The 14,707-nt window shown below is 55.9% G+C and carries 11 protein-coding genes and 2 pseudogenes; 10 read left to right on the forward strand and 3 right to left on the reverse strand.

From position 1 onward, the window contains the following. The first annotated feature begins 423 nt into the window (after positions 1-423). The 9 genes and pseudogenes from P8S54_RS06815 (at position 424) to P8S54_RS06855 (ending at position 11,662) form a co-directional block, all read left to right on the forward strand. Entirely contained in the window at positions 424-1,707 is a 1,284-nt protein-coding gene (locus P8S54_RS06815) for a NupC/NupG family nucleoside CNT transporter (RefSeq protein WP_281443777.1), read from the forward strand. Positions 1,708-1,791: 84 nt separating this feature from the next. After that, entirely contained in the window at positions 1,792-2,598 is an 807-nt protein-coding gene (gene deoC / locus P8S54_RS06820; RefSeq protein ID WP_281443778.1) for a deoxyribose-phosphate aldolase, read from the forward strand. Continuing rightward, on the forward strand, positions 2,599-3,951 hold the full coding sequence (gene deoA / locus P8S54_RS06825; RefSeq protein ID WP_281443779.1) for a thymidine phosphorylase: 1,353 nt from the start codon (positions 2,599-2,601) through the stop codon (positions 3,949-3,951). Then, entirely contained in the window at positions 3,951-5,195 is a 1,245-nt protein-coding gene (locus P8S54_RS06830) for a phosphopentomutase (RefSeq protein ID WP_281443780.1), read from the forward strand. Before deoA ends, P8S54_RS06830 begins: the two co-directional genes overlap by 1 nt. A gap of 55 nt (positions 5,196-5,250) precedes the next feature. Beyond that, positions 5,251-5,976, forward strand: coding sequence for a purine-nucleoside phosphorylase (gene deoD, locus P8S54_RS06835; RefSeq protein ID WP_281443781.1), 726 nt, complete (start codon positions 5,251-5,253; stop codon positions 5,974-5,976). A gap of 26 nt (positions 5,977-6,002) precedes the next feature. Then, a complete protein-coding gene (cdd, locus tag P8S54_RS06840; protein ID WP_281443782.1) occupies positions 6,003-6,410 on the forward strand; it encodes a cytidine deaminase in 408 nt (135 codons plus the stop codon). A gap of 260 nt (positions 6,411-6,670) precedes the next feature. After that, positions 6,671-8,611, forward strand: a pseudogene (tssI, locus tag P8S54_RS06845) (type VI secretion system tip protein TssI/VgrG); the annotation flags it as partial. 1,208 nt (positions 8,612-9,819) lie between these two features. Continuing rightward, positions 9,820-10,575, forward strand: a complete 756-nt coding sequence (locus P8S54_RS06850; protein WP_281443783.1) for an ankyrin repeat domain-containing protein — start codon at positions 9,820-9,822, stop codon at positions 10,573-10,575. A gap of 334 nt (positions 10,576-10,909) precedes the next feature. Beyond that, entirely contained in the window at positions 10,910-11,662 is a 753-nt protein-coding gene (locus tag P8S54_RS06855; RefSeq protein WP_281443784.1) for an ankyrin repeat domain-containing protein, read from the forward strand. Positions 11,663-11,702: 40 nt separating this feature from the next. On the opposite strand, the gene P8S54_RS06860 is transcribed toward P8S54_RS06855, so the two are convergent. Beyond that, complete coding sequence (locus P8S54_RS06860) at positions 11,703-11,975, reverse strand: hypothetical protein (protein WP_281443785.1); 273 nt, start codon at positions 11,973-11,975, stop codon at positions 11,703-11,705. 176 nt (positions 11,976-12,151) lie between these two features. On the opposite strand from P8S54_RS06860, the pseudogene P8S54_RS06865 reads away from it, so the two are divergent. Further along, positions 12,152-12,289 (forward strand): annotated as a pseudogene (locus P8S54_RS06865) (cytidine deaminase); the annotation flags it as partial. 82 nt (positions 12,290-12,371) lie between these two features. Here the strand turns inward: P8S54_RS06865 and P8S54_RS06870 are convergent. Together P8S54_RS06870 and P8S54_RS06875 are read right to left on the reverse strand one after the other, a co-directional pair. Continuing rightward, on the reverse strand, positions 12,372-13,061 hold the full coding sequence (locus tag P8S54_RS06870; protein ID WP_009095839.1) for a CBS domain-containing protein: 690 nt from the start codon (positions 13,059-13,061) through the stop codon (positions 12,372-12,374). 173 nt (positions 13,062-13,234) lie between these two features. Continuing rightward, a complete protein-coding gene (locus tag P8S54_RS06875) occupies positions 13,235-14,665 on the reverse strand; it encodes a hypothetical protein (protein ID WP_281443786.1) in 1,431 nt (476 codons plus the stop codon). Positions 14,666-14,707 lie beyond the last annotated feature (42 nt).

Below are 14,707 nucleotides of genomic sequence, written 5' to 3' on the forward strand. Positions count from 1 at the left end.
CGTTGAGCGTCTATGCTGGGCCAGCGGCTCATGTTTTACCACCGTCTTAACGCTCGATTGCCGCTGGTAACGGCACCTCATCAAAGGCGGCGTTCTGAAAACTGATATTTGCAAAACAGTGTTAAAAAAATAACACTGAATGTTATAATTTTAACATCAATACCAGCCTACACGACGACAACTCCTTATAGCCGACTTCTTACGGCTTCATGACAACCTGCTGAGGCTCTCATGACGACTCAAAATGTTTCCCGCTTTTTCTCTCCCGCCTCGCTCAGCGCGGGCGTTTTACTGGCACCGGCTGGGGTTGTACATCCCGCATTAGCGAGCAGCACTCCACCGCCACCACTAAAGCGTTAATGGCTTATTCAGTTAAGCTGATTTGCGTTAATCGCCCCCACTTCCCCGCTCCGAGGTACTCACATGACCCTCTTCATGAGCTTGGTAGGCATGGTCACTCTAGTTTCCATCGCCCTGATCTTCTCCTACGACCGCAAATCAATACGGCTACGCACCGTACTGGGCGCTTTTGCTATCCAAGCAAGCATTGGCGCTTTTGTACTTTACGTGCCCTTTGGCCAAGCGGTGCTACAAGCTATCTCGTCCGGCGTTAGCCAAGTATTGGTTTACGCAAATGACGGCATCAGCTTCCTGTTTGGCGGCTTAGCCGATGTCGATAACGTCGGTTTTGTGTTCGCGATTAAAGTACTGCCCGTGATTATCTTTTTCTCGTCTCTTATCGCGGTTCTTTATTACATCGGCATTATGCAGTGGGTTATTCGGATTTTAGGCGGCGCGCTGCAAAAAGCCCTTGGCACCTCGCGCACAGAGTCGCTTTCAGCAACGGCGAACATCTTCGTCGGCCAAACCGAAGCGCCGCTGGTGGTTCGACCGTTTATCGCCCGCATGACCCCGTCTCAGCTATTTGCGGTGATGTGTGGTGGCCTCGCATCGGTGGCAGGTTCCATACTGGCTGGCTACGCTGCCCTGGGTATTCCTATGGAGTACTTGATTGCCGCCTCATTTATGGCAGCCCCCGGTGGCCTGCTATTTGCAAAGCTGATAATGCCAGAGACCCAAGACGCGGAAGGAGGCGACAGCGTCTCTCAGGTAGAAGAGGAGCTTAAGGCGCAAGACGACAAACCCGCCAACGTCCTGGATGCTGCCGCAGCGGGTGCGACGTCGGGTATGAAACTTGCCGCTAATGTGGGCGCCATGCTGCTCGCCTTTATTGCCCTTATCGCTCTTGTGAACGGTATTTTAGGCGGCGTTGGTGGCTGGTTTGGCTTTGAATCACTCAGCCTTGAGCTGATTCTAGGCTGGCTATTTGCACCGCTTGCCTTCCTGCTCGGCGTACCTTGGGAAGAGGCTGCATTCGCCGGTTCGTTTATCGGCCAAAAACTGGTGGTTAACGAGTTTGTCGCCTACCTCAATCTTGCGCCCTATATTAGTGGGGAACAGGTTGTCGCCTCCACGGGTCAGATGATGACGCCCCATACCATGGCGATACTCTCCTTTGCGCTGTGTGGTTTCGCCAATCTCTCATCTATCGCTATTTTGCTGGGTGGCCTGGGTAGCATTGCGCCGACCCGGCGCAAAGAGATTGCCCGTTTTGGCCTTAAAGCCGTACTGGCCGGTACACTCTCTAACCTTATGTCGGCGTCTATTGCCGGCTTCTTTATTGCGCTGAGTAGCGCGACGGCCTAACCCAGCAAGCACGCTTTTACGTTACGGGTGCTGCAATGTATGCGCAGTGCCCATTTTATTTTTTTACTGTTTTGCGAGAATTCCATGACCGCGACTGCCTCTTCCCAGCTCACTCACGCTCAAATGATCCGCGCCGCCCGCCAAGCCCTCGCGCTAATGGACTTAACCAGCCTGAACGATGACGACACCGACGGCACGATTGAAGCGCTTTGCCAGCAGGTGAAAACGCCCTTTGGCAACCCGGCAGCAGTGTGCGTTTATCCGCAGTTTATTGTTACCGCAAACCGGGCACTCACCGCCCATAAGTTAAACGGGCAGGTCAAAATCGCCACGGTGACAAACTTTCCCCACGGTGGCGATGACATCATGGGCGCAGCGCGCGCAACCCGCGAAGCGGTCGCCTCCGGCGCCGATGAAGTAGACGTAGTTTTCCCTTACCGCACGCTAATGGCAGGCGATGAAGAAACCGGCCTAGAGCTGGTTGAAATGTGTAAAGCCGCCTGCGGTGGCCAAGCGCTGTTAAAAGTCATCATTGAATCTGGCGAGCTTAAAGATCCCGCGCTTATCAAGCGCGCCAGTGAGCTTGCCATTGAAGGTGGCGCCGACTTTATTAAAACCTCCACCGGCAAGGTGGCCACCAACGCTACCCTGGAAGCTGCCGACATCATGCTCAAGGCGATTAAAGCCAGCGGCAAAGACGTAGGCTTTAAAGCTGCAGGCGGTGTACGCACTGTTGAAGAAGCCGCTGACTACTTAGCTCTAGCCGCCGATATTATGGGCCCACAGTGGGTCACGCCCGAGCACTTCCGGTTCGGCGCATCCAGCCTGCTGGCTAACCTGTTGAACACGCTAAACGGCAATGCTGATGCCGTGACGAATGGAGGCTACTAAATGCCGTCTAACGCTTCTCACCACGCCCTGCTCCCCCAAGAACTGATTCGCCTGAAGCGCGACGGCCAGCCGCTGCCCGCTGAAGAGATCAAAGCCTTCGTCCAAGGCATTGCCGACGACCGCATCAGCGACGCACAGATTGGCGCCTTCACCATGTCGGTATTTTTAAACGGCATGAGCCGCGAAGAAGTCGTGGCGCTGACCACGGCCACCCGCGACTCCGGCCACGTGATGCAGTGGGATTCGCTCAATTTGCCCGGCCCGATTGTGGATAAGCACTCCACCGGCGGCGTGGGCGACTTGGTATCGCTGGTGCTTGGCCCGTGGGTCGCCGCCTGCGGCGCGTTCGTGCCGATGATTTCCGGCCGTGGCCTGGGCCACACCGGCGGCACCCTGGACAAGCTGGAATCGATCCCCGGCTACAACCCCTACCCCGCACCGGAACGCTTCAGCGAGGTAGTGAAATCCACCGGCGTGGCGATTATCGGCCAAACCGGCAACCTCGCCCCAGCAGATAAGCGCATCTACGGCGTGCGTGATGTCACCGCCACCGTGGAATCCATTCCGCTGATTACGGCGTCTATCTTGGGCAAGAAGCTGGCTTCTGGCCTGGACGCCCTGGTGATGGACGTTAAAGTGGGCAGCGGCGCGTTTATGCCCACCCCGGAAAAATCCCGCGAGCTGGCGAAAAGTATCGCCAACGTCGCCACCCAAGCGGGCACACCCACCACGGCGCTGCTCACCGACATGAGCCAGCCGCTGGCCCCTTGTGCCGGTAACGCGGTAGAGATCGTTGAGACGTTGGCACTGCTGCGCGGCGATCGCGCCAACAGCCGCGTGATGCAGGTCACCCGCGAACTCGCCGTTGAAATGCTGATGGCGGGCAAACTGGCCGCTAACCGCGGAGAAGCCCTCGCCAAGCTAGAGAAAGCGCTAACGTCTGGCGCGGCGGCTGAGGTGTTTGCCCGCATGGTGCGCGAGCTGGGCGGCCCCGCCGACTTTATGGAGCGACCAGACAGCTACTTAGCGACCGCCCCGGTTATTCAAGCGGTATACCCCGAGCAGAGCGGTATCGTGCAGCGCTTTGATACCCGCGCCGTGGGCATGAGCGTGGTTGAGCTGGGCGGCGGTCGCCTGCGTAACGATGCCAGCGTCGATCACAGCGTGGGCTTTAGCGATATTGTTGAAATCGGCGACCGTGTGGATAGCCAGCGCCCGCTAGCCATCGTTCACGCCCGCACAGAAGACGCCGCCGCACGCGCGGCTGCGCAACTTCGTGCGGCAGTCACGATTGGGGATGCCGACGCCAGCGCCGATACCCTGCTGCAAGAGACCTTTCGAGGAGAAGCCTAATGCCCCGCGCCGTTGTCTTAGTGCTTGATTCTTTTGGAATTGGCAGCGCCCCAGATGCTGATAAATTTGGCGACCAGGGTTCGGACACCCTGGGCCACATCGCCGCGGCCTGCGCCCGTGGCGAGGCAGATACGGCTGGGCGTTCTGGCCCGCTGATGCTGCCCAACATGGCTGCGCTCGGCCTGTTTCACGCCCACCGTGATGCCACCGGCAGCGTGGCGGAAGGCGTGAATTTGCCCGAACAGCTAACGGGCGCTTACGCCCACGCCAAAGAGATCTCCAGCGGTAAAGACACCCCTTCCGGCCACTGGGAAATTGCCGGTGTGCCGGTGCGCTTTGACTGGGGCTATTTTCTCGATAAAACCGACAGCTTTCCCCTGGAGCTGCTGGATACCATCATCCGTGAGGCAGAGCTGACGGGCGTAATCGGCAACTGTCACGCCTCAGGCACCGAAATTATTGCTCGCCTGGGCGAAGAGCATATCGCCACAGGCAAACCAATTGTGTATACCTCCGCAGACTCCGTGTTCCAGATTGCGGCCCACGAAGAGCACTTTGGCCTAGAGCGCCTCTACGCCTTATGTGAAACCGTGCGCGAGCTGCTGGAGCCCTACAACATTGGCCGTGTAATCGCCCGCCCGTTTATTGGCGATGACCGCGAAAGCTTTGCGCGCACCGGCAACCGCCGCGACTACAGCGTCGAGCCGCCCAGCCCCACCGTGCTGCAAAAGCTCGCCGATGCCGGTGGTGAAGTAGTATCGATTGGCAAGATCGCCGATATCTACGCCCACTGCGGCATTACCCACAAGGTCAAAGCCAGCGGCCATGACGCGCTCATGGACGCCACCTTGGCCGAAGTGGCGCGCACCGCTAATGACGCCCGCGACCGCTCGACCATGATCATGACCAACTTCGTGGATTTCGATTCGGTCTATGGCCACCGCCGCGACGTACCGGGCTACGCTGCCGCCCTGGAGCACTTTGACGCCCGCCTGCCGAAGCTGCTCGCCGCCCTTAACGACGACGATTTACTGCTGCTCACCGCCGACCACGGCTGCGACCCTAGCTGGGAAGGCACCGAGCACACCCGCGAGTACGTGCCGGTAATGGTGCGCGGCGCAGGCTTCGCCCCTGGTCCCCTGGGCGAGCGCGGCACCTTTGCCGACATCGGCCAAACGCTGGCGGCCTTCTTCGCGGTTGAAGCGATGGAAGATGGCGAGAGCTTCTTACCCAACGCGGCCTAATCAGCCGTGTTTAGTCAAAAAATGCGTTACAGATAACGGTTGATAGGAGTGTTTCATGGCAACACCACACATAAATGCCGAGATGGGCGATTTCGCAGATACCGTGCTAATGCCCGGCGACCCACTCCGCGCCAAGTACATCGCCGACACCTACCTTGAGAACGTGCGCCAGGTGAACGACGTGCGCAGCATGTTCGGCTATACCGGCACCTACAAAGGCCGCAAGATTTCCGTCATGGGCCACGGCATGGGCATTCCTTCGGTGTCTATTTATGCCAAAGAGCTAATTACCGACTTTGGCGTAAAATCGATTATTCGTGTAGGTTCCTGCGGCGCGGTGCGCGACGATGTCAACGTGCGCGATGTGGTGATTGGTATGGGGGCCTGCACCGATTCCAAAGTGAACCGCATGCGCTTTAACGACCACGACTTCGCGGCCATTGCCGATTTTGAGCTGACGAGTCACGCCGTTGCTGCCGCCAAGGCGCAGAACGTGCCGGTAAAAGTCGGCAATATCTTCTCGGCGGATCTGTTCTACAACCCGCAAACCGACATGGCTGAACTGCTTAAGCGCTACGGCATCGTGGGTGTAGAAATGGAAGCGGCAGGCCTTTACGGCGTTGCGGCGGAGTTTGGTGCCCGCGCGTTAACCATCTGCACCGTGTCGGACCATATTTTAAAAGGCGACTCGCTCTCCAGTGCCGACCGCCAGACCACCTTCAACGATATGATGGTGATCGCGCTAGATACCGTACTGCGCGACGATGCAGCCAGCGCCTGAACGTCCCATAAAATGAGGATAACGCCATGAGCCAAGCGGATCAGGCATTGGTAGACACACTGTTAACCACCCTGGGCAACGCCTACGCGCCCTACTCCAACCACCCGGTAGCAGCGGTAATGGAGTGCCCGGATGGCCAGCAGTTTGCGGGTAGCAACGTGGAAGTGGCTCACTACAAAGGGCTATGCGCCGAAGCCTCGGCTATTTCCGCCATGATTACCGCAGGCCAGCGTGAGCTTGCCAAGGTATACGTGATGGGCCCTGGCGAGCATCTCTGCACGCCCTGCGGCGACTGCCGCCAGCGCATTCGCGAATTCGCCATCCCCAGCACGCTCATCATGGTGCTCTCCAAGCAGGGCGAGGTGTTAAAAACCTACACCATGGAACAGCTACTCCCCGATGCCTTCGGCCCGGAACAGCTGCCGGGGCGTTGATAAACGTCCCTAAGCATACAAACGGGCAAGCAATTGCCCGTTTTATTCCATCAAATAAACCTTAAGCAATGCAATTGACGATAACCTTTTACACCAACCTGGCCTCTCCCCATTTGTAAGCAATCGCTTAAAGCTCTGTAAGCTATCTCTTACGCATGTAAGAGATCCTTGCGACTTGCTCTCCAAGTCTTGCCCCCGGGCCATGTATCGCTATCCTAATCCGTTCTTATTTAGCAGATAACGATCCAAGGAGCGGCGCGATGGTAGATAAAACGGGCCTGCAGTTTACCCTGACCCTACCCGGGGTGGATGATACCGCCGTGGTGCGTTTTACCCATCGTGAAGCGCTGTCTGAACCGTTTACGCTCTCCGTGGACTTTGCCAGCCGTACCCATGACCTGTCACCCACTGACTGTTTGGATCAAGAAGCGACGCTGTCGATTTGGCAAGACGGTGAGCCGCTGCGCCGCGTGCATGGGATTATCGCTGAGCTGCACCGCAGCGATCGCGGACACCGCCGCAGCTTCTATCGGGTGGAGATTCGTCCGGCACTGTGGCGGCTATCGCTACGCCATAACTCGCGTATCTTCCAGGACACCTCGCTTTATGACGCCATCACCACCCTAGCCAGCGAACGCAGACTCACCGATATCGGCTTCGCCACCACCCGCACGCCCCTGGATCGCGAGTTTCTGGTTCAGTACCGTGAAACCGACCTGGCCTTTATCGAGCGCGTCGCCGCCGAAGAGGGCTGCTTCTATTTTCATGAGTTTGAAAATGCCGAAGGCGGTAAACACTCGCTGGTGTTTGCCGACTCGACAGTGGTGTTGCCTAGCGTCGGCGAGCGCGTCTACCACGGCCGCGCCGGGGGCACCCCGCCCCGACGCCATGTGCGCAAGTTGCGTCAGGTCAGCCGGGTACGTCCCGCCTCGGCGATGCTCAAGGACTACACGTTTAAGAATCCTGCCTACGCCCAGATCCACGAGCACCAGGCACCGGGGCTGGGCGAACACGCCCAGCGGGAAGATTACGAACACTTTGACTACCCTGGCCGTTATAAGAAGGACGCCTCCGGCAAGCCCTTTACCCGCCACCTGTTAGAATCCCTGCGCGCCGACGCCACCACCGCCGAGGCCGAGAGTGACCTTCCCGAGCTCGCCCCCGGTATCTGCTTTACCCTCACCGACCACGATATTGATAGCCTTAACCAAGCGTGGCAGGTGGTCTCGGTGGTGCACCACGGCGAGCAACCCCAAGCCCTGGAAGAGGACGGTATGGCGCGGGGAAACAATGGCAGCAGCCTGCCATCAGGCGAGCTGATGACCCGCTACCACAACGACGTGGTGATCATGCCGAAGGACCAAACCTTCCGCCCGATCCCCAATCCAAAGCCTAGAGTAGACGGCCCCCAGGTGGCCTTTGTGGTCGGCCCCGAAGGCGAAGAGATCTACTGCGACGAACACGGCCGGGTCAAGGTGCAATTCCCCTGGGACCGCTACGCCGAACCCAATGAAACCGCCAGTTGCTGGGTGCGGGTGGCCCAAGACTGGGCAGGCGGCGGCTACGGCAGCCTGGCGATTCCCCGTATCGGCCACGAGGTCATTGTTTCGTTCCTAGAGGGCGACCCCGATCAACCGCTGGTTACTGGGCGCACCTACCACGCGGTTAACACGCCCCCGTACCCGCTGCCGAAACACAAAACCCGCACGGTGATCCGAACTCAAAGCCACAAGGCCGAAGGCTTTAACGAACTGCGCTTTGAAGATGAAGCGGGCGAAGAGCACATTTGGCTCCACGCCCAAAAAGACCTGGAGCTATTAACCCTTAACGACCGCACCGAAGAGATTCGCCGCGACAGCCACCTCAAGCTGCATCGCAACCGCCTGAGCGAAATCCATAACGACGATCACCTCACCGTCCACGGTAAGCGATTTGAGCACATCGAAGGCGCCCAGCATTTAAGCGTGGAAGGCACTATGCATATGCGCGCAGGGCAAGCCTGGCTAAGCGAAAGTGGTCAGGAACTGCATATCAAGTCGGGCCAAAAAGCCGTCCTCGAAGCCGATGGCGAAATCACCCTTAAAGCCGGTGGCAGCTTTATCAAACTCGACGCCAGCGGTATCACCATCGTTGGCCCCAAAGTGCTGGTCAATGCAGGTGGGAGTCCAGGCAATGGTAGTGGTCAAGCCACTGAGCTCCCCCGACGAGCAGGCGAGGCAGCGCTAGAGGTAAGCGATGACGTCACCCTAGAACCACACCAAGATCCGCTGTTTGAAAGTGCGGCCATTGCAGCAGCCACCTGGGTAGCAAGTCAAGACGAAGTAGGGCAGGAAGAAGACGACTACAACGCCAATATTGAAAGCAAAGAGAAAGCACCGATAGAGAGTGAGTCAGTAGCTGTGCTCCGTGAAAAAGCCCAGCGGTGGCAGTGCCGCCAGGGGCAAATAGCCGCCGCGCGCCAGAAAGCCAACCGTTTACCTGAACATAGTGACCAGCGCGCGAGCTTGCTAGCGACAACAGAACGCTTTGAGCGCGATAACCTCGCCGTTGAACATGCAAGGCTGGCACAACATATTTATGAGCCAAGCCAGCCTGTACCTGTAGGCTGGGAAAATGTAAGTACGGATGAGGATTTTTTAGCCGATATAGAATTGACCAAAGAACAGCTTAATCCTGATGACGGCGACTTTCGAGCGGGTATGTATACATCGAACCCAGACGTATTCGGTAATGCTTTTGAACCTGCGCTAGTGTTCAAAGGCACCACCTCACGAGAAGATTGGCTTAATAATTTTGCACAAGGCGCTGATCGACATTCCGATTATTATGAGCGAGCTGTCGAGCTAGGAGACCTTATCCAACGCTCTGGCGCTAAAATTCATATAACGGGTCACTCTCTCGGCGGCGGTATGGCCTCAGCTGCCTCCCGTGCTAGTGGCATGGCAGCAACCACTTTCAATGCTGCAGGCTTGCACCCTAATACCGTTGAGCGTTACGGGGGTACCCTGCATATTCTTGAGCAAGAAAATATTGCTGCCTATCGGGTAAGAGGAGAAGTTCTAACCAACTTGCAGGAACAAAATTCGGGGTTGGCTATACCTAGCCTTGCCGGGTGGGGCCAACAACAACTCGCCAAAAAGCTACCCAATGCGACAGGCATCCCCCATGAATTGCCAGGGCACGGTATTAGCCGTATTGATCGCCATAGCATGACACAAGTGATTGACGGCCTGGAGGCGGAAAAAGCCTTTGATCAGCGACATCTTGCAGAAGCAACGGGGCACCACTGCCAGTAGCCAAAGGATACTTTATGCTGTTCACACAAAGGCAATTGTCTCGCATGCCTATCTTAATCGTATTACTGGTAGGCCTATTGATCACTGGCTGCCAACCATCTGAAGGAGTTTCTATGTCCCGCTCATACACTGCCAGTGAGTTTTTTACCGGCCCTCAGCTTGAAATGGCCGAAGCTATAGAGCGCAATGATATGGTCGCCCTTCGCCAGGGGTATGAACAAGGCATTGACCTACATGCCCGCGGCGACAGGCAGATCACCCTAATGTGGTTTGCGCTGCTGCAAGAGAATATTGATGCCGTTCGAACACTGGTTGAGTTAGGAGTGCATCCCAATGAAAGCCCTGTAGAGGGTGGAGGAACCCCACTTGGCCAAGCCTTTCGGCATAACGATGCTCGCTACCTAGAAGCTATGCTGGACGGCGGACTCTCACCCAATGATGCCACGGATAATGAGGGCAATGATAAAGACTACCCGCTTATCTTTAGTGCGATTACCAGTGGTACCTTAGAGCACGTGAAATTGCTGGTTGAGCGTGGTGCAGATATACATTACAGAATTCGAGAGGGTAAAGGCCAAAGCGTATTTGATCACAGCACATTAGGCACCAGGCCTGAAGTAGCTATTTTCCTCCTTGAGCAAGGAGTGGAGCCGAATATCCGTATGGAAAATGGCGTCACAACCGCCTGGGGGGTTCATTTAAAGATTCAAAACCTTCAACCTGGGCTTATGCGCGACCAGTTTATTCGGTTGCGCGATATGATGATTGAACATGGCGTTGAGTTCCCCCCCCCTACGCCAGTCGAAGTGCGCAAACAGATGCGAGCTGAAGGCTTAACACCACGAGTGCCGCCAGGGCATGATTATTAATTATTTTTTTCGCTAGGTCTGTGAAAACGGTGCACATTGAATAAGCGTATAGAGCCACGCGAACACTACCGCCAGGGCACTCATTCGGGCAACCACTGCCAACTCATTAGCCTCACAAACGGTCATTGCGAGGTATTCTTTAGCTATTACGCAGGCTAGAAGCGGAGAAAGCCTTTGATTAGCGCTATCTTGCCGAAGCAACGGGGCACTATTGCTAGCTGCCAGAGGGTACTTTATGTGGATCACGCACACCCTAGTATTTCGCATGCGAATCGTGATCATACTATTGGCAGGCCTATTGATCACTGGCTGCCAACCATCTGAAGGAGTTTCTATGTCCCGCTCATACACTGCCAGTGAGTTTTTTACCGGCCCTCAGCTTGAAATGGCCGAAGCTATAGAGCGCAATGATATGGTCGCCCTTCGCCAGGGGTATGAACAAGGCATTGACCTACATGCCCGCGGCGACAGGCAGATCACCCTAATGTGGTTTGCGCTGCTGCAAGAGAATATTGATGCCGTTCGAACACTGGTTGAGTTAGGAGTGCATCCCAATGAAAGCCCTGTAGAGGGTGGAGGAACCCCACTTGGCCAAGCCTTTCGGCATAACGATGCTCGCTACCTAGAAGCTATGCTGGACGGCGGACTCTCACCCAATGATGCCACGGATAATGAGGGCAATGATAAAGACTACCCGCTTATCTTTAGTGCGATTACCAGTGGTACCTTAGAGCACGTTCAATTGCTGGTTGAGCGTGGTGCAGATATACATTACCGACTCCGAGATGGTGTGGGCTCCAGCCCGCTCGATAGCAGTACAACAGGCACTAAACCTGAAATTGCTATCTACTTACTTGAGCAAGGTGCTGAGCCGAATATCCGCATGGAAAATGGTGTTACCACCGCCTGGCGCATTCATAATCGCCTATTGAATAGAAGTGGTGCTGTGCGGGAAGGCTTTGTACAGCTTCGCGAGATGATGGTCGAACGTGGCATTGAATTTCCTCCACCCTCTCCAGTTGAAGTGCGTGAGCAGATGCGGACTGAAGGTTTAACACCACGAGTGCCGCCAGGGCATGATTATTAATCATTTCTTTCGCTGAGTCTGTGAAAATGGTGCACATTGATTAAGCGTATAGAGTCCCGCCAACACTACCGCAGGGGCAATACTCATTTGAGCAACACGGGCCAGCTAGTAAGCCAACAAACACGGCGAGGTCACGTTCTGCTATGCCCATGCCCAGCGGATAATCGGCGAACAGCAGCGACACAGTGAAAGCGCTGAAGGGAGCAGATGGGCACGGCAGCACAGCCTGACGGCTACCAACGCGCTCCAGGCCAGCCAGTTCGGCGACCTGCCCGCGCTTAACTGGCACACCTACGGCAGCGGCCACCTGCACGGCATGCCCCCGGCCTTGATCTAAAAATTGCCCTGGAACCTGATGCCCTGCACCGAGAGACCCCGCGCCGCCTCAGCACTAGCGCCAATGCGCGCAATCAGCCGCTGGTGATGGAGCGTGGGTACACCAATCTCGGTCAGTTGAATCACCTCTCCCTGCGCAACCCCGAGACCACCCGCCAGCGCATTCGCGAGTTCGCCACCCCCAACACGCACATCATGGTGCTCTCCAAGCAGGGCGAGGTGTTAAAAACCTACACCATGGACAGCCTGCTACCCGATGCCTTTGGGCCGGAGCAGTTGCCGGGGCGCTAGCCGCGAAACCACCATTAAAAAGCCCGCTGTAGGTCATACAGCGGGCTTTTTATTTCACTTAACAGATAGGCTAATACGTCGTTTAAAAGTAGCCTGCGCCTCTAGGCATCATCCCAAGGTTATTCTCGACCTTGGTAACCCCCGGTATATTCTCAGCCGCCACGGTGACCGCCTGCTTTTGCTCGACGGATTCCACCAGCCCCCAAATTTCCACAGCGCCACCATCCACAATCAAACTGATGCTTTCGGTATGCACACCCGTATTTTGATCAACCTCTTTTAAAATAGCATCGCGAATCTTGCGGTCATCCGTTGGCGACTCCGTGGGCGCAACCGCCGCATTGGCAATGCCCTGTAGCAAATTCGCACGGCTGACAATACCGACCAGTTTGCCTTCACGAACCACCGGCACACGCTTGATATGGTGCTTTTCCAGCAGCCGAGCAATAGTATGCAGCGGCGTATTCTCTTCAACGCAGAGCGGGTCTGGCGTCATCACTTCCTGTGCTTTCCGCCCATGGGATTTCACATACTCACCAGGATCTTTGCCGCCTGTAAAGAGTGATAGCCACCAGGAACGCCCTTGGCGCTCATCGCCTTTTACCCGGCGCATGAGATCACCCTCACTGACGATACCCAGTACGCGGCGCTCGTCATCGACCACCGGCACTGCGCTAATGCGATGCTCAAGCAGCAGCTGTGCTATTTCCCGCACTTCTGCATCAGGGCCTACGCTGATGACTTTGGGCGTCATAATATCGATAGCTTGCATGGTTCATCCCCCTTAAAGCTGATTCTGGTAGCCGACCCGTCAAGGCCAAGTACTTACCCGTTAAGCATGGGCTACAGGTTCAGATTGAGCTGTTGTTCTTTGAGCCTAGCTCGCTGCCAGTAATTTATCTATGTCAGCGCGTTATCGCTGAGACTCTTGTGATCTAGCTCAGTTTATTGGCTACTCTCATCGGTGCTGCTCTCGGCGACTTTCTCTACATCCACAATACCCGAGCGACTAACCACCACCTTCCAGCGGGCAAGATAGGGCACATCTTCACTACCAGTTTCACGTATCACCAAGTTGAATAAATGGCGGCGCTCAACGCTTTCCCTAACCGATTGGCCATCTTTTAAGCGGTAAATATGGTGTTTCTCTTTGCTCATTAAGCGAATCAGCATGGAAAGATCGACATGCAAGGTTTCACGCGTGTGCTCGTAGCCGCTTAAAAAGCGCGTCGGCGACATACGTGAACTCGACCGATAGTGCATCACTACTTCTTCACGCTGAGCCACCGTGCGGCGGCGCATTTTTTGAATATCGTCATCCAATGCCGCGTATCGCTTATAGTCAAACCACTCTAACTGCCGTCCTACCAGTGCATTGCGGGTGGGGTCGATGTATTGTCGCCGCCACTTTGGCCGCCCACGACGTAGCCAGCGCCATAGTGTGTTACGCAGGTCGTCCTTAAACACTTCCCGCATGGCATAAAGCAGCGCCATGGCCAACACAAACAGCGCGGTTATGTCACCGACTACATCCCGTAAGTGAAGGATGCCCAGCGATACAAAGGCCATCACCACCGCCGTTGCTAAGGCTTTGACCGCCTTTTGCTCACCGCCGCCTAGCTCCATCGCGCTCTGCTTTAAGGTAATGGGGTATTCAATCAATCGCCGCAGTAAGCGCATTTTGTTCGACATACGCGTGGGGTCATCCATTACCCGCTGAGCGTTGTACTCTTGCTCGCGGCGGTACTCCCCTTCCCGGTGGCATATCGTGATAAAGCGCCGCTTTATATCGCTAAACCCACCACCTCGGGGCATGTGTGCCACCAGTGCCAGCAGCTGCTGCTCCGTAAACCAGGAGAGGTAGTTATCGATGTTGGCAAAGTATTTATAAAGCCGTTCATCGCTTGGGGGGTTACGCCTTAAACGCTTTAGAATGCCATCGCTTAAATCACTCATCTCAGCAAGCTGCTGGCGCAGCGACTCTTCAGCCTCATTGCTCTCGCTCTTCTGTTCACGCTCATCGCTACGGGCATGACGAAGTTTACGTGCGCTCGCTAGCATCGCCTGGGTGGTCCGTTCTAATGCAACCACGTACTGGTAGGCATAAAGGCTCAGACTTAAGCGATATGAGTCGCTACCTAACTGATTACGGCTTGCCAATCGGCTATGCACCAGGGGTAGGTGGTACTTGTCGCTGTAGTAGGTGCGTGAGACATGAAGGGCGCCATGATAAAACGCCTCCTCAGAGATCACATGGGTGCTCAGGCCTAACTCGCCCGGCACAAACAGGTAGACATCAAGCGTATGCGAGGTCTCTTCCTTAAGCTGACGCGAGAGACGCAGCTGAAAGCTGTTTTTACGCTCAACATTGATCACCTAACCAATCTCCTACTTCATTGCGTAACGCGATGATATACC

Origin of the sequence: Halomonas sp. M1, from assembly GCF_029581375.1 — a bacterium.
In the GTDB taxonomy this organism is placed as follows: Bacteria; Pseudomonadota; Gammaproteobacteria; order Pseudomonadales; family Halomonadaceae; genus Vreelandella.